We start from the raw sequence: 15,872 nt of genomic DNA on the forward strand, positions 1-15,872 counted from the left end.
GCTCATGGGCTTACCCCTTTTGAGGGAGAGCGCCTCTGCGCCGTTCGCGGCTCCTCGGGTCAGCGTCGCCGCCGTACCCGCCCGGTCCGCGCCGCCTTCGCCCGCTTCGCCGCGAAGCGCACACCGCCCGGACTCTCCCCGACTTCCACCCGCACGACCGTGGACAGCGGGTCCACCACGCCTTCCCCCACATGCAGGATGGACGTGGACACCGCACCGAGCTTCGTCAGGGCGGTGGCCGCCGCCTTCAGCTCCTCCTCCGCCGTGTCACCCTTGAGGGCGAGCATCTCGCCATAGGGACGCAGCAGCGGCACGCCCCACGTGGCCAGACGGTCCAGCGGAGCCACGGCACGCGCCGTCACCACATGCACCGGGGCCAGCTTGCCCATGACCTCCTCGGCGCGACCACGCACCACGGTCACATGATTCAGACCGAGGAGTTCCACCACCTCGGTCAGGAAGTTGGTACGCCGCAGCAGCGGTTCCAGCAGCGTGATGTTGAGGTCCTCCCTGACCAGCGCCAGCGGAATGCCCGGCAGGCCGGCACCGGAGCCGACATCGCACACCGTCACCCCCTCGGGGACCGCCTCGGAGAGCACCGCGCAGTTCAGCAGGTGCCGCTCCCACAGGCGCGGCACCTCCCGTGGGCCGATCAGACCACGCTGGACGCCGGCCTCGGCGAGCAGCTCCGCATAGCGGACCGCATCGGCGAAGCGCTCGCCGAACACTTCCCGCGCCTGCTCAGGCGCCGGGGGGAGCTCCGCAGCCTCCGTCACGGGGACCGTCCTTCCGTACAGCGCCGGCGCTCCGCGCACCGGCCACCAGAACTACCAGGCTGACAAAGATCGGCCCCGTCTGCTCAACAGACGGGGCCGGTGAAACGGTGCGACCGGTCAGGCGGGCAGCACGACGACGAACCGCTGCGGCTCCTCGCCCTCCGACTCGCTGCGCAGTCCGGCGGACTTGACCGCGTCGTGGACGACCTTGCGCTCGAACGGGCTCATCGGCTTGAGCTTCACGGGCTCGCCCGTGCTCTTCACCTCGGCCGCGGCCTTGGCACCCAGCTCGGAGAGCTCGGCACGCTTCTTGGCGCGGTAACCCGCGATGTCGAGCATCAGCCGGCTCCGATCACCGGTCTCCCGGTGCACGGCCAGGCGCGTCAGCTCCTGGAGTGCCTCCAGCACCTCGCCGTCACGGCCGACCAGCTTCTGCAGGTCGCGACCGGCCGCGTCGCTGATGATCGACACGGAGGCGCGGTCGGCCTCGACATCCATGTCGATGTCGCCGTCGAGGTCGGCGATGTCCAGCAGACCCTCGAGGTAGTCCGCCGCGATCTCGCCCTCCTGCTCGAGGCGGGTCAGGGTGTCTGCACCCTCGGCAGCGGAGGTGGTGCCTTCCGTCACGGGATGGGCTCCTTCTTACTTCTTGGACGGGGACTTGGGGCGCTGCGGACCGCCCTTGCGCTGACCGGACTGGGCCCTGCTGCGGCCGTTGGAACCGCCCTTCGAGGGCTGCTGGGCGGCCGGCTTGGCGTCCTGCGGCTCGTCGGACTTCTCCAGCGAGGTCGTCGGCTCGGAGGAGTCCTCCTTCTCGGCGGCGGCCGACGGCTCGTCGGCCGCCTTCGCACTGCCGGACTGACGCTGGGCCTTCGTCTGGCGCTTGGGCTGTTGGCGCTTGGCGGCACCGGTGGCCGCGACGCCGTCCTCGGTCTGCGCGGCCTGAGCCTCACCCTTCACCACGGCGCCGTCGGCCTGGGCCACGAGGCCCGCCTTGGTCAGCCCGTTGATGAACTTGCGCTCGAACTCGTTACGGTCCCGGCCCTTGGCGACGATCGCCTTGATGATCGTGCGCTCGCTGCGCTTGCGGGCCTTGCCGTGGTGCGTGACGTGCTTGGTCAGACGCTCCAGGTAGGCGGCCTGGGCCTTGGAACCCGGGGTCGGATTGTTGCGGATGACGTACATCTGCTGACCCATGGTCCACACGTTGGTGGTGAGCCAGTAGACGAGGACACCGACCGGGAAGTTCACACCGAAGACGGCGAACATGACCGGGAAGACGTACATCAGCATCTTCTGCTGCTGCATGAACGGCGTCTTCACCGTGGTGTCGACGTTCTTCGTCATCAGCTGACGCTGCGTGTAGAACTGCGACGCCGACATCAGCACGATCATGACGGCGGTCACGATCCGGACGTGCGTCTGCGAGGCGTTGAGCGAGGCCAGCTGGGATTCACTGCTGAAGAACTTGGCAGCGAGGGGAGCACCGAAGATGTGCGCCTTCTGCGCGCTCTCCAGCAGGCCCTGGTTGATCACGCCGATGGTCGTGCCCGACGCGATGCCGTTGAGCACGTGGTACAGCGCGAAGAAGAACGGCGACTGCGCGAGGATGGGAAGGCACGAGGAGAGCGGGTTCGTACCCGACTCCTTGTACAGCTTCATCATCTCTTCGGACTGGCGCTGCTTGTCGTTCTTGTAGCGCTCCTGGATCTTCTTCATCTCGGGCTGCAGCGTCTGCATGGCCCGGGTGGCCTTGATCTGCTTCACGAAGAGCGGGATCAGGCAGATGCGGATCAGGACCACCAGGGACACGATCGACAGGCCCCAGGCCCACCCGGTGTCAGGGCCGAAGATCGCGCCGTACACCGAGTGGAACTGGACGATGACCCAGGAAACGGGTGTTGTGATGAAGCTGAAGAGGCTGGCAATCGTGTCCACTAATCATGCTCCTTGGGCATGGGGCGAGGTCTCTGCGGCCGGGCTCGAAGGAAGCTCGGGAGCAAGCTTCTCCTCGGTGGCCGGTTCGGCGGCGGAGGGCCCGCCCTTGCGTGCACGCCAGGCGTCACGCAGCATTTCGTGCCACCGCGGTCGCTTACGCGGAGGAACATGATCCACACCACCGAGCGACCACGGATTGCACCGCAGGATGCGCCAGGCAGTGAGTGCCGTCCCCTTGATCGCACCGTGCCGGTCAATGGCCGTGTAGCCGTAGTGGGAGCACGACGGGTAGTACTTGCACACCGGCCCCAGCAGCGGACTGATCGTCCACTGGTACAGCTTGATCAGAGCCAGCAGTGGGTACTTCATCGCGCGCCCCCTCCCAGTAGCCGCTCGATGGCGGCATCCAGGTCTCGGGCCAGCTGTCCATGGTCGGCGTCGCCCGCTCCGGGCAGCGCTCGTACGACTACCAGGCTACCGGGGGGGAACAGGGCGACTCGGTCACGCATCAGGTGACGCAGTCTGCGCTTGACCTTGTTGCGCACGACCGCGCCACCCACTGCTTTGCTCACGACGAAACCCGCACGCGTCGAGGGAGCGCTCTCCCCAGGCGCGTGCGGGTCCGTGGCACCGCTACGAAGATGGACGACGAGGGACGGGCGGCCGGCCCGACGACCCCGTCGTACCGCGGTCGCGAAGTCCTCGCGCCGCCTCAGCCGATGCTCGGTAGGCAGCACGACGTCATGACCTGATCAGGATCAGGCGGACAGGCTGGCGCGACCCTTGCTGCGGCGGTTCGCCAGAATCGCGCGACCGGCACGGGTGCGCATCCGCAGGCGGAAGCCGTGGGTCTTGGCGCGACGACGGTTGTTCGGCTGGAAGGTGCGCTTGCTCACTCGGGGGCTCCAGAAATCAAATCGGTGTGGCGGGTGCCGTCCTGGCTGTCACCGTGCGCCCACGAGTAGCTCGCATCACGCCCGAGTGCACCGCTTCCCGATCACCTTCAGCGATCTGTGCCCATCGGAGGCAGGCGGCAGCAGCCATCGACAACTCGACCTGGTTACGGTACGCGGGGCTACGCCATTCGGTCAAACCAGCAGTGACCGAGAGACACTATCCACAGGCTGGGGACAACAACTTGAACCGCACCCGCCACGCTGACTACCGTGGCTGAACTCCGATTCGTTCCTTTATCCCCGCCCGACCCGATATTCATCCCGACCCGTCCTCGAACCACACGTTCGTGGGACCTGTGAGAGAGCGTGCCCTGTGGCTGACGTACCTGCCGATCTTGCCGCAGTGTGGCCACGAGTACTGGAGCAGCTCCTCGGTGAGGGCCGCGGTCAGGGTGTGGAAGGCAAGGACGAGCACTGGATCCGGCGCTGCCAGCCCCTCGCGCTGGTCGCGGACACCGCCCTGCTCGCCGTACCGAACGAATTCGCCAAGAACGTCCTTGAGGGCCGTCTCGCACCCGTCGTCAGCGAGACCCTGAGCCGCGAGTGCGGGCGCCCGATCCGGATCGCGATCACCGTGGACGAGTCCGCGGGCGAACCCCCGACCCCGCCGGCACCCCCCGTTCAGCCCCAGCGCTACGAGGAGCCCGAGCTCCCCTCACCGCAGTACGAAGGCGGATACGGCAGGCACCGCGCCGACCACCCGCCCGAGCAGGGCGGCCGCGACCAGCTGCCGTCCCCGCGCGCCGACCAGCTCCCCACCGCCCGCCCGGCCTACCCTTCCGAGTACCAGCGCCCCGAACCCGGCGCCTGGCCGCGCCCGGGGCAGGAGGAGTACGGCTGGCAGCAGCCCCGGCTCGGCTTCCCCGAGCGCGACCCGTACGCCTCGCCGCCGCAGGACACCTACCGCTCGGACGGTTACGGCGACTCCTACTCCCAGGAGTACCGGCCCCAGCAGCCGATGGACCGGCCGTCCTACGAGCAGCAGCGCACGGAGTACGAACCGCAGCGCCCCGAGTACGACCGTCCGGACTACGAACGGTCCGACTACGAACGGTCCGACTACGAACGGCCCGACTACGACCGTGGCGACTACGACCAGCGGGACGCCGGCCGCCGCGAGCGGTCCGAGCCCCCGGGCGGGCCGGGACAGGGCCGCCGGAGCGGACCGGGACGCCCGGACCTGCCGGCCGCCACCGGTGGTCCGAACGCGCCCGGACCAGTGGGCGCCAAGCCCGCGCCGGCGCCGGGACCCGGCGAACCCACCGCCCGCCTCAACCCCAAATACCTCTTCGACACGTTCGTCATCGGCGCGTCCAACCGCTTCGCGCACGCGGCCGCGGTCGCCGTCGCCGAAGCGCCCGCGAAGGCCTACAACCCCCTCTTCATCTACGGGGAGTCGGGGCTCGGCAAGACGCACCTGCTGCACGCGATCGGGCACTACGCGCGGAGCCTCTACCCGGGCACCCGGGTGCGCTACGTGAGCTCGGAGGAGTTCACCAACGAGTTCATCAACTCCATCCGCGACGGCAAGGGCGACAGCTTCCGCAAGCGCTACCGCGAGATGGACATCCTGCTCGTCGACGACATCCAGTTCCTCGCGGACAAGGAGTCGACGCAGGAGGAGTTCTTCCACACCTTCAACACGCTCCACAACGCGAACAAGCAGATCGTGCTCTCCAGCGACCGGCCGCCCAAGCAGCTGGTCACCCTCGAGGACCGGCTGCGGAACCGTTTCGAGTGGGGTCTGATCACCGACGTCCAGCCGCCGGAGCTGGAGACGCGCATCGCGATCCTCCGCAAGAAGGCGGTGCAGGAACAGCTCAACGCGCCTCCGGAGGTGCTGGAGTTCATCGCCTCCCGCATCTCGCGCAACATCCGCGAGCTGGAGGGCGCGCTGATCAGGGTGACCGCGTTCGCGTCGCTCAACCGGCAGCCCGTCGACCTCGGCCTGACCGAGATCGTGCTGAAGGACCTGATCCCCGGAGGCCAGGACTCGACGCCGGAGATCAGCGCGACGGCGATCATGGCGGCGACGGCGGACTACTTCGGCCTCACGGTCGACGACCTGTGCGGCAGCTCGCGCGGCCGGCAGCTGGTCACGGCCCGGCAGATCGCCATGTACCTCTGCCGTGAGCTCACGGACCTGTCACTGCCGAAGATCGGGGCGCAGTTCGGGAACCGGGACCACACGACCGTGATGCACGCCGACCGGAAGATCCGGGCGCTGATGGCGGAGCGGCGGTCGATCTACAACCAGGTGACGGAGCTGACGAACCGCATCAAGAACGGATAGCGGCGCAGCCGGCGGTTCCACGGCGTCCAGGGCGCCCTCGGGAGAGATCCCGGGGGCGCCTTCTGGCGTCCCGGAGTGGTTGCGGAAGGGGTCCCGCACGGGGCGGCGGGGGCCGATCGCGGAGTCTCCCGCGCCCCCGGAGGGACGCGGCGGCGAGTCCCGCTGTTCGATTACCAGCCCGGTTACGGGCGTCCTCCACAGATTTGCCGACTTTCTTGCGTCCACACCCTGGGGACTGCGAAGTTGTCCCGAACGTCATCCACAGGTGGGCGGGTGAAAAGGCATCAGGCCAGCTCAGAGGGTTGTGGATTCGTGGACGACGGATCTCCACAGACTGTGGACGAGGAAGTGATCCACAGGCTGTGCACGAAGTTGTCCACCGCTGCCCCACAGGCTGAGGGGCGGTTGTCCCCAGCGATCCCCAGCTTCTCCACATGGCTGTCCACTGTTCGGCAACCTGACGCGCCCGCTCACCGTGTCGAGTGAAAGGCGTCACACGAAGCTGCCAGGTTGGGCTGTGGGAAAGGTGGGTAAAGCTGGGGACGGCGTTGGGGAGAACTCCCCTCAGGCTGTGCACGGTGTGTGCAGAACTTTCTGTTCTCCACAGAGACACCGAGTTGTCCACCGGCTCAACCCACAGGGGCAGTGGACAAAATCTGGCCCCTGAGCTGGGAAAACGGGGTTATCCACGGTATCCACAGCCCCTACTACTACTGCCAACTAGAGAGAGCTGGGAATCCGTTTCGAAGAGGGCCCTGTGCACAACTCGCTCTTCGGCCTCTGACCGCGCCTCGTCACGACTTGACCCCGAGAGGCACCAGCTGTCAGTGCGGTGCGTCAGACTGGTCCCCGGTGTTCTTCCCCTCCCAGGGACCGACGACACCGACTCAGACGACGAAGACGCAGCAGGGCGAGAAGCCCCGGCAACAGCAGGAGGCGGGCTTACGGTGAAGATCCGGGTGGAACGCGACGTACTCGCGGAGGCAGTGGCCTGGGCGGCACGCAGCCTCCCGGCCCGTCCGCCGGCGCCGGTCCTCGCAGGCCTGCTGCTGAAGGCCGAGGACGGCCAGCTGAGCCTGTCCAGCTTCGACTACGAGGTCTCCGCGAGGGTCAGCGTCGAGACCGAGGTCGAGGAGGAGGGCACGGTCCTGGTCTCCGGCCGGCTGCTCGCCGACATCTGCCGTGCCCTGCCCAACCGGCCGGTGGAGATTTCCACAGACGGTGTACGGGCGACCGTGGTCTGTGGATCGTCCCGGTTCACGCTGCACACGCTGCCGGTGGAGGAGTACCCGTCCCTGCCGCAGATGCCCAACGCGACGGGCACGGTCCCCGGTGAGGTCTTCGCCTCCGCCGTCTCCCAGGTGGCCATCGCCGCCGGGCGTGACGACACCCTGCCGGTGCTGACCGGTGTGCGCATCGAGATCGAGGGCGACACGGTCACCCTGGCGTCCACCGACCGCTACCGCTTCGCGGTCCGCGAGTTCCTGTGGAAGCCGGAGAACCCCGAGGCGTCCGCGGTGGCCCTGGTGCCCGCCAAGACGCTCCTGGACACCGCCAAGGCCCTCACGAGCGGCGACAGCGTGATCCTGGCGCTGTCCGGCTCGGGCGCCGGCGAGGGGCTCATCGGTTTCGAGGGCGCGGGCCGGCGGACGACCACGCGTCTGCTCGAAGGCGACCTGCCGAAGTACCGCTCGCTGTTCCCGACCGAGTTCAACTCCGTCGCGGTGATCGAGACCGCTCCCTTCGTGGAGGCCGTCAAGCGTGTCGCCCTGGTCGCCGAGCGGAACACCCCGGTGCGGCTCAGCTTCGAGCAGGGCGTGCTGATCCTGGAGGCCGGTTCCAGCGACGACGCACAGGCTGTGGAGAGGGTCGACGCGCAGTTGGAGGGCGATGACGTCTCGATCGCCTTCAACCCGACCTTCCTGCTGGACGGCCTGAGCGCGATCGACTCGCCGGTGGCCCAGCTGTCGTTCACGACGTCCACGAAGCCCGCGCTGCTGAGCGGGAAGCCGGCGCTCGACGCGGAGGCGGACGAGGCCTACAAGTACCTGATCATGCCGGTGCGACTCAGCGGCTGAGCGGCCGCCGTTGTCCACAGCTGTGCACGGTGCCGCCGCTCCCCTGTGGGTGGGCGGCGCTGTGCGCGGGTGGGTTTCCCCAGGTGAGCGGCAGTGCCCACAACTGTGCGCAAGGGGTCGCGATTAGGCTCGGGCACGGCACGCAAGTGCCTCTCCTGCCACACCGCAACCTAAGGAACCAACTGATGGAGCTCGGTCTCGTCGGCCTCGGCAAGATGGGCGGCAACATGCGCGAGCGGATCCGCCGCGCGGGCCACACCGTCGTCGGATACGACCGCAACCCGGACCTCGCCGATGTCCACAGCCTGGAAGAGCTTGTGGGCAAGCTCAGCGGGCCGCGTGTGGTGTGGGTGATGGTCCCGGCCGGGGCGCCGACCCAGTCCACGATCGACGAGCTGGCCGAGCTGCTGGAGCCAGGTGACGTGGTCGTCGACGGCGGGAACTCCCGATGGACGGACGACGAGAGGCACGCCGAGGAGCTGGCGGCCAAGGGCATCGGCTTCGTCGACTGCGGGGTCTCCGGCGGTGTCTGGGGCCTGGAGAACGGCTACGCGCTGATGTACGGCGGCGACGCCGAGCACGTCGAGACGGTCCGGCCGGTCTTCGACGCGCTGAAGCCCGAGGGTGACTTCGGCGCGGTGCACGCCGGCAAGGTCGGCGCGGGCCACTTCGCGAAGATGGTCCACAACGGCATCGAGTACGCGATGATGCAGGCCTACGCTGAAGGCTGGGAGCTGCTGGAGAAGGTCGACTCCGTCACGGACGTCCGTGAGGTCTTCCGCTCCTGGCAGGAGGGCACGGTCATCCGTTCCTGGCTGCTGGACCTGGCGGTGAACGCCCTCGACGGGGACGAGCACCTGGATCAGCTGAAGGGTTATGCACAGGACTCCGGCGAGGGCCGGTGGACTGTGGAGGCCGCGATAGACAACGCGGTGCCGCTGCCCGCGATCACCGCCTCGCTGTTCGCGCGGTTCGCCTCGCGTCAGGAGGACTCGCCGCAGATGAAGATGATCGCCGCGCTGCGCAACCAGTTCGGCGGTCATGCCGTGGAAACGAAGTAGCAGGTCACGGGGAGGTCGGCGGAACACCCATGCACGTCACGCATCTGTCGCTGGCCGACTTCCGTTCCTACGCCCGGGCCGAGGTTTCGCTCGACCCGGGCGTCACCGCCTTCGTCGGCCCGAACGGCCAGGGCAAGACCAACCTCGTCGAGGCCGTGGGCTATCTCGCCACCCTCGGCAGCCACCGGGTCGCCTCCGACGCGCCGCTGGTGCGGATGGGCGCGGACCGGGCGGTCATCCGCGCACAGGTGCGGCAGGGCGACCGGCAGCAGCTGGTCGAGCTCGAGCTCAACCCGGGCAAGGCCAACCGCGCGCGTATCAACAGGTCCTCGCAGGTCAGGCCGCGGGACGTGCTGGGGATCGTACGGACTGTGCTGTTCGCGCCGGAGGATCTCGCGCTGGTGAAGGGCGACCCGGGTGAGCGGCGGCGTTTCCTGGACGAGCTGATCACCGCGCGGTCGCCGCGGATGGCCGGTGTGCGGTCGGACTACGAGCGGGTCCTCAAGCAGCGGAACACCCTGTTGAAGAGTGCGGCCCTCGCCCGGCGGCACGGTGGCCGCTCGATGGATCTGTCCACGCTGGACGTGTGGGACCAGCATCTGGCGCGGGTGGGGGCCGAGCTGCTCGCTCAGCGGCTCGACCTGGTGGCCGCGATCCAGCCGCTCGCCGACAAGGCGTACGAGCAGCTGGCGCCGGGCGGCGGTCCGGTGGCGCTGGAGTACAAGCCGTCGGCGCCGGGTGAGGCCCACACCCGTGATGATCTGTACGTCCAGCTGATGGCGGCGCTCGCGGACGTGCGCAAGCAGGAGATCGAGCGGGGTGTGACGCTGGCGGGCCCGCACCGCGACGACCTGGTCCTCAAGCTGGGGCAGCTGCCGGCCAAGGGGTATGCCTCGCACGGCGAGTCCTGGTCGTACGCGCTGGCGTTGCGGCTGGCGTCGTACGACCTGCTGCGTGCCGAGGGCAACGAGCCGGTGCTGGTGCTGGACGACGTGTTCGCCGAGTTGGACGCGCGGCGGCGGGAGCGGCTGGCGGAGCTGGTCGCGCCCGGGGAGCAGGTGCTGGTCACCGCGGCTGTGGACGACGACGTGCCGCACCTTCTGACCGGGGTGCGGTACGTGGTGGCGGACGGGGCGGTGGAGCGGGCGTGAGCGGCGACGGGCCTGTCCCCGGGAAGGAGCCCTCCGGTGTCGACCTGGCGCGGGTGGCGCTCAGGGCGGCGAAGGAGGCGGCGCGCGCGCGTGGCGACGCGGCGCAGCAGAGGAAGCAGGCGCGGCGTGGTGGTCTGCGCTCCGGGGCGCATGCCGACGGCCGTGACCCCATGGCGCTGGGCTCGGCGATCAACCGGCTGATCTCCGAGCGTGGCTGGGAGACGCCGGCGGCGGTCGGCGGGGTCATGGGCCGCTGGCCGGAGATCGTCGGCGAGAACCTCGCCAAGCACTGTGTGCCCGAGCGCTACGACGAGGACGAGCGGGTACTGGTCGTGCAGTGCGACTCCACGGCGTGGGCGACACAGTTGCGTCATCTCGCGCCGGCGCTGGTCGCACGGCTGAACGAGGACCTGGGGCACGGGTCGGTACGGGTGATCAAGGTGCTGAATCCCGGTGGTCCGCCCCGGCGCTACGGCCCGTTGCGCGCCCCCGGAAGCACCGGTCCCGGCGATACCTACGGGTGACTTGCGTCACGTGCTGAGCCGAGTGTGGAGCCCTTGCGCGGCCCCCTCGGCTGGTCGGCGTACAACCGCACGCGGTTGCGAATCGCGACCTGACCCCGGAGTAGCCAAGGGTTGACAGCCGGAAGCGCTGAGTGCCTCCGTGAGCCTCTTGGAGCCCCCATCCGTATATCGGGAGTCGGTGGAGGCCGGTTCAGGGCGGCACATGCGGACTCAGGTACCGGCAAACCCCCATCACTGTCGGCGCTACCGGTAGACTGGGAGGCAATCCCGCCCCGAACGTGGGGACCGCTCGGGAAAAGCTGAGCAACGCTGATCAAGGCTTACCAACGCAACATGCCGCAGCCGCTCCGGCAACCCGCCGACGAGCCTGGCTCGTGCTGTGCCAGAAAGGGCGCTTCGTGGCCGATTCCGGCAACCCCAACGAGAACATCCCGTCCACCGACATTGGCACGAACGGTGAGGTCACCGCCTCGTACGACGCGAGTGCCATCACCGTGCTCGAAGGGCTGGACGCGGTCCGCAAGCGACCCGGTATGTACATCGGCTCGACCGGTGAGCGCGGTCTGCACCACCTGGTGTACGAGGTCGTGGACAACTCCGTCGACGAGGCGCTGGCCGGTCACGCGGACACCATCGACGTGACGATCCTGGCCGACGGCGGTGTGCGTGTCGTCGACAACGGCCGCGGTATCCCGGTCGGCATCGTCGCGTCCGAGGGCAAGCCGGCCGTCGAGGTCGTGCTGACCGTGCTGCACGCGGGCGGCAAGTTCGGCGGCGGCGGTTACGCCGTCTCCGGCGGTCTGCACGGTGTGGGTGTCTCCGTCGTGAACGCGCTGTCGTCCAAGGTGTCCGTGGAGATCAGGACGGACGGTCACCGCTGGACGCAGGACTACAAGCTGGGCGTCCCGACGGCTCCGCTGGTGCAGCACGAGGAGACGGGCGAGACCGGCACCTCGGTCACGTTCTGGGCGGACCCGGACATCTTCGAGACGACCGAGTACTCCTTCGAGACGCTCTCGCGGCGTTTCCAGGAGATGGCCTTCCTCAACAAGGGCCTGACGATCCGGCTCACCGACGAGCGCGAGTCGGCGAAGGCCGTGGCCGGCGCCGACGAGGCGGGCGCGGACGAGAAGGCCGAGGTCAAGACCGTCACCTACCACTACGAGGGCGGCATCGTCGACTTCGTGAAGTACCTCAACTCCCGCAAGGGCGACGTGGTGCACCCGACGGTGATCGACCTGGAGGCCGAGGACAAGGACAAGAGCCTGTCCCTCGAGGTCGCCATGCAGTGGAACAGCGGCTACAGCGAGGGCGTGTACTCGTTCGCCAACATCATCCACACGCACGAGGGCGGCACCCACGAGGAGGGCTTCCGTGCGGCGCTGACCTCGTTGATCAACAAGTACGCGCGGGACAAGAAGCTGCTTCGCGAGAAGGACGACAACCTCACCGGCGACGACATCCGTGAGGGTCTGACGGCGATCATCTCGGTCAAGCTGAGCGAGCCGCAGTTCGAGGGGCAGACGAAGACCAAGCTGGGTAACACGGAGGCCAAGACCTTCGTGCAGAAGGCGGTCTACGAGCACCTGAACGACTGGCTGGACCGCAACCCGGTCGAGGCGGCGGACATCATCCGCAAGGGCATCCAGGCGGCCACCGCGCGCGTGGCGGCCCGCAAGGCCCGCGACCTCACCCGCCGCAAGGGCCTGCTGGAGAGCGCGTCGTTGCCGGGCAAGCTCTCGGACTGCCAGTCGAACGACCCCACCAAGTGCGAGATCTTCATCGTCGAGGGTGACTCCGCCGGCGGTTCGGCCAAGTCCGGCCGCAACCCGCAGTACCAGGCGATCCTCCCGATCCGCGGCAAGATCCTCAACGTCGAGAAGGCGCGGATCGACAAGATCCTGCAGAACCAGGAGATCCAGGCGCTGATCTCCGCGTTCGGCACGGGTGTGCACGAGGACTTCGACATCGAGAAGCTCCGCTATCACAAGATCATCCTGATGGCGGACGCCGACGTCGACGGTCAGCACATCTCCACCCTGCTGCTGACCTTCCTGTTCCGCTTCATGCGGCCGCTGGTCGAGGCCGGGCACGTCTACCTGTCCCGCCCGCCGCTGTACAAGATCAAGTGGGGCCGGGACGACACCGAGTACGCGTACTCCGACCGTGAGCGCGACGCGCTCCTGGAGATGGGCCGCCAGCGCGGCAAGCGGGTCCGTGAGGACTCGATCCAGCGCTTCAAGGGTCTCGGCGAGATGAACGCCGAGGAGCTGCGCATCACGACCATGGACCAGGAGCACCGCGTCCTCGGCCAGGTCACGCTCGACGACGCCGCCCAGGCCGACGACCTGTTCTCGGTCCTGATGGGCGAGGACGTCGAGGCCCGCCGCGCGTTCATCCAGCGCAACGCCAAGGACGTCCGGTTCCTCGACATCTGAGTCGGTCTCAGCTGACCGCACAGGGAAGGATCTTCACCAGCAATGGCCGACGAGAACACTCCCGTCACCCCTGAAGAGGGCGGCGAACTCGCGATGCGTGTCGAGCCCGTCGGGCTCGAGACGGAGATGCAGCGTTCGTACCTGGACTACGCGATGTCCGTCATCGTGTCCCGTGCGCTGCCGGACGTCCGGGACGGTCTCAAGCCCGTCCACCGCCGGGTGCTGTACGCCATGTACGACGGCGGTTACCGCCCCGAGCGCGGCTTCTACAAGTGCGCGCGCGTGGTCGGCGACGTCATGGGCAACTACCACCCCCATGGTGACAGTTCGATCTACGACGCCCTGGTCCGCCTCGCCCAGCCCTGGTCGATGCGCATGCCGCTCGTCGACTCCAACGGCAACTTCGGCTCGCCGGGCAACGACCCGGCGGCCGCCATGCGGTACACCGAGTGCAAGCTCGCGCCGCTGTCGATGGAGATGGTCCGGGACATCGACGAGGAGACCGTCGACTTCACGGACAACTACGACGGCCGCTCCCAGGAGCCGACCGTCCTGCCCGCCCGCTTCCCGAACCTGCTGATCAACGGTTCCGCCGGTATCGCGGTGGGCATGGCGACCAACATCCCGCCGCACAACCTGCGCGAGGTCGCGGCCGGCGCCCAGTGGTACCTGGAGAACCCGGAGGCCTCGCACGAGGAGCTCCTGGACGCGCTGATCGAGCGGATCAAGGGCCCGGACTTCCCGACCGGCGCACTGGTCGTCGGCCGCAAGGGCATCGAGGAGGCCTACCGCACGGGCCGCGGCTCGATCACCATGCGCGCGGTGGTCGAGGTCGAGGAGATCCAGAACCGCCAGTGCCTGGTGGTCACGGAGCTGCCGTACCAGACCAATCCCGACAACCTCGCGCAGAAGATCGCCGACCTGGTGAAGGACGGCAAGGTCGGCGGCATCGCGGACGTCCGGGACGAGACCTCCTCGCGCACCGGTCAGCGGCTGGTCATCGTGCTGAAGCGGGACGCGGTCGCCAAGGTCGTGCTGAACAACCTGTACAAGCACACCGACCTGCAGTCCAACTTCGGCGCCAACATGCTGGCGCTGGTCGACGGCGTGCCGCGCACGCTCTCGCTCGACGCGTTCATCCGGCACTGGGTGACGCACCAGATCGAGGTCATCGTCCGCCGTACGCGTTTCAGGCTGCGCAAGGCCGAGGAGCGGGCGCACATCCTGCGCGGTCTGCTGAAGGCGCTGGACGCGATCGACGAGGTCATCGCGCTGATCCGGGCCAGTGAGACGGTCGAGGTCGCGCGTACGGGCCTGATGGGGCTCCTGGAGATCGACGAGATCCAGGCCAACGCCATCCTGGAGATGCAGCTGCGCAGGCTGGCCGCCCTGGAGCGCCAGAAGATCATCCAGGAGCACGACGAGCTCCAGGCGAAGATCACCGAGTACAACGCGATCCTGGCCTCGCCGGAGCGCCAGCGCGGCATCGTCAGCGCCGAGCTGGCCGCGATCGTGGAGAAGTTCGGCGACGACCGCAAGACCATGCTGGTGCCCTACGACGGTGACATGTCCATCGAGGACCTGATCGCCGAGGAGGACATCGTCGTCACGGTCTCGCGCGGCGGGTACGTCAAGCGGACCAAGACCGTCGACTACCGGGCGCAGAAGCGCGGCGGCAAGGGCGTGCGGGGGACGAAGCTGAAGGAGGACGACATCGTCGACCACTTCTTCGTCTCCACCACGCACCACTGGCTGCTGTTCTTCACCAACAAGGGCCGGGTGTACCGGGCGAAGGCGTACGAGCTGCCGGATGCCGGGCGGGACGCGCGTGGTCAGCACGTGGCGAACCTGCTGGCCTTCCAGCCGGACGAGGCGATCGCCGAGATCCTCGCCATCCGCGACTACGACGCGGCGCCCTACCTGGTGCTGGCCACCAAGGCCGGTCTGGTCAAGAAGACGCCTCTGAAGGATTACGATTCGCCCCGTTCCGGCGGTGTGATCGCGATCAACCTGCGGGAGCGCGAGGACGGTTCCGACGACGAACTGATCGGAGCCGAACTGGTCTCGGCGGACGACGATCTGCTTCTGATCAGCAAGAAGGCACAGTCGATCAGGTTCACCGCCTCCGACGACACACTGCGTCCCATGGGCCGTGCCACCTCGGGTGTCAAGGGTATGAGTTTCCGCGAGAGCGATGAACTTCTGTCGATGAATGTTGTTCGACCCGGTACGTTCGTGTTCACTGCCACCGACGGGGGGTACGCGAAGCGGACCCGTGTCGACGAGTACCGCGTCCAGGGCCGTGGCGGCCTCGGCATCAAGGCCGCCAAGATCGTGGAGGACCGCGGTTCGCTCGTCGGCGCGCTGATCGTCGAGGAGAACGACGAGATCCTCGCCATCACCCTGTCCGGCGGTGTGATTCGTACGCGAGTCAGCGGGGTCAGGGAGACGGGCCGTGACACCATGGGCGTCCAACTGATCAACCTGGGCAAGCGCGATGCCGTGGTCGGCATCGCACGTAACGCCGAGGCCGGCAGCGAGGCGGAGGAAGTCGACGGTGAGGACGCCGTCGACGAAACCGCGGAGACCGCCGAGACCGTCGAAGGTGTCGAGACCAGCGGTACGGACGAGGGTGAGGCGCCCTCGGCCGAGTAGCA

13 protein-coding genes are annotated in these 15,872 nt (G+C 68.2%); 7 read left to right on the top strand and 6 right to left on the bottom strand.

Translation table 11 applies throughout. The annotated features are described in order from the left end of the window. Positions 1-59 precede the first annotated feature (59 nt). The 6 genes from rsmG to rpmH form a co-directional block, all read right to left on the bottom strand. Complete coding sequence (gene rsmG, locus ACFXI4_RS43145; RefSeq protein ID WP_385002785.1) at positions 60-776, bottom strand: 16S rRNA (guanine(527)-N(7))-methyltransferase RsmG; 717 nt, start codon at positions 774-776, stop codon at positions 60-62. 117 nt (positions 777-893) lie between these two features. After that, positions 894-1,403, bottom strand: coding sequence for a R3H domain-containing nucleic acid-binding protein (locus ACFXI4_RS43150; RefSeq protein ID WP_362727690.1), 510 nt, complete (start codon positions 1,401-1,403; stop codon positions 894-896). A 15-nt stretch (positions 1,404-1,418) separates the two neighbouring features. Beyond that, a complete protein-coding gene (gene yidC, locus ACFXI4_RS43155; RefSeq protein ID WP_385002789.1) occupies positions 1,419-2,714 on the bottom strand; it encodes a membrane protein insertase YidC in 1,296 nt (431 codons plus the stop codon). Between the two features lie 3 nt (positions 2,715-2,717). Further along, positions 2,718-3,083, bottom strand: coding sequence for a membrane protein insertion efficiency factor YidD (yidD, locus tag ACFXI4_RS43160; RefSeq protein WP_362727686.1), 366 nt, complete (start codon positions 3,081-3,083; stop codon positions 2,718-2,720). After that, positions 3,080-3,451, bottom strand: coding sequence for a ribonuclease P protein component (gene rnpA / locus ACFXI4_RS43165; protein WP_362727684.1), 372 nt, complete (start codon positions 3,449-3,451; stop codon positions 3,080-3,082). The genes yidD and rnpA overlap by 4 nt, the downstream gene beginning before the upstream one ends. Positions 3,452-3,472: 21 nt before the next feature. Next, on the bottom strand, positions 3,473-3,610 hold the full coding sequence (gene rpmH / locus ACFXI4_RS43170; protein WP_005482975.1) for a 50S ribosomal protein L34: 138 nt from the start codon (positions 3,608-3,610) through the stop codon (positions 3,473-3,475). A gap of 373 nt (positions 3,611-3,983) precedes the next feature. Between rpmH and dnaA the strand changes: the two genes are divergently transcribed. The 7 genes from dnaA to gyrA all read left to right on the top strand — a co-directional run bounded on the left by dnaA (position 3,984) and on the right by gyrA (position 15,870). After that, positions 3,984-5,963 (top strand): chromosomal replication initiator protein DnaA, encoded by a 1,980-nt coding sequence (gene dnaA / locus ACFXI4_RS43175; RefSeq protein ID WP_385002793.1) that lies wholly within the window; start codon positions 3,984-3,986, stop codon positions 5,961-5,963. Between the two features lie 947 nt (positions 5,964-6,910). Further along, the gene (dnaN, locus tag ACFXI4_RS43180; protein ID WP_351695869.1) at positions 6,911-8,041 is read left to right on the top strand and encodes a DNA polymerase III subunit beta; all 1,131 of its coding nucleotides are present in this window, start codon (positions 6,911-6,913) and stop codon (positions 8,039-8,041) included. A 185-nt stretch (positions 8,042-8,226) separates the two neighbouring features. Continuing rightward, complete coding sequence (gene gnd, locus ACFXI4_RS43185) at positions 8,227-9,102, top strand: phosphogluconate dehydrogenase (NAD(+)-dependent, decarboxylating) (RefSeq protein WP_362718715.1); 876 nt, start codon at positions 8,227-8,229, stop codon at positions 9,100-9,102. Positions 9,103-9,131: 29 nt separating this feature from the next. Next, positions 9,132-10,253 carry a DNA replication/repair protein RecF gene (gene recF / locus ACFXI4_RS43190; RefSeq protein WP_385002798.1) on the top strand — a complete coding sequence of 374 codons (1,122 nt, stop codon included), beginning with the start codon at positions 9,132-9,134 and terminating at the stop codon, positions 10,251-10,253. Beyond that, entirely contained in the window at positions 10,250-10,777 is a 528-nt protein-coding gene (locus ACFXI4_RS43195; protein WP_385002802.1) for a DUF721 domain-containing protein, read from the top strand. Before recF ends, ACFXI4_RS43195 begins: the two co-directional genes overlap by 4 nt. A gap of 374 nt (positions 10,778-11,151) precedes the next feature. Continuing rightward, positions 11,152-13,215, top strand: coding sequence for a DNA topoisomerase (ATP-hydrolyzing) subunit B (gene gyrB / locus ACFXI4_RS43200; protein ID WP_362718707.1), 2,064 nt, complete (start codon positions 11,152-11,154; stop codon positions 13,213-13,215). A gap of 42 nt (positions 13,216-13,257) precedes the next feature. Beyond that, positions 13,258-15,870: a DNA gyrase subunit A gene (gene gyrA, locus ACFXI4_RS43205; RefSeq protein WP_362718704.1), complete on the top strand. Its 2,613-nt coding sequence runs from the start codon at positions 13,258-13,260 to the stop codon at positions 15,868-15,870. Positions 15,871-15,872: the final 2 nt, after the last annotated feature.

This window comes from Streptomyces sp. NPDC059224 (assembly GCF_042754285.1).
Classification (GTDB): domain Bacteria; phylum Actinomycetota; class Actinomycetes; order Streptomycetales; family Streptomycetaceae; genus Streptomyces.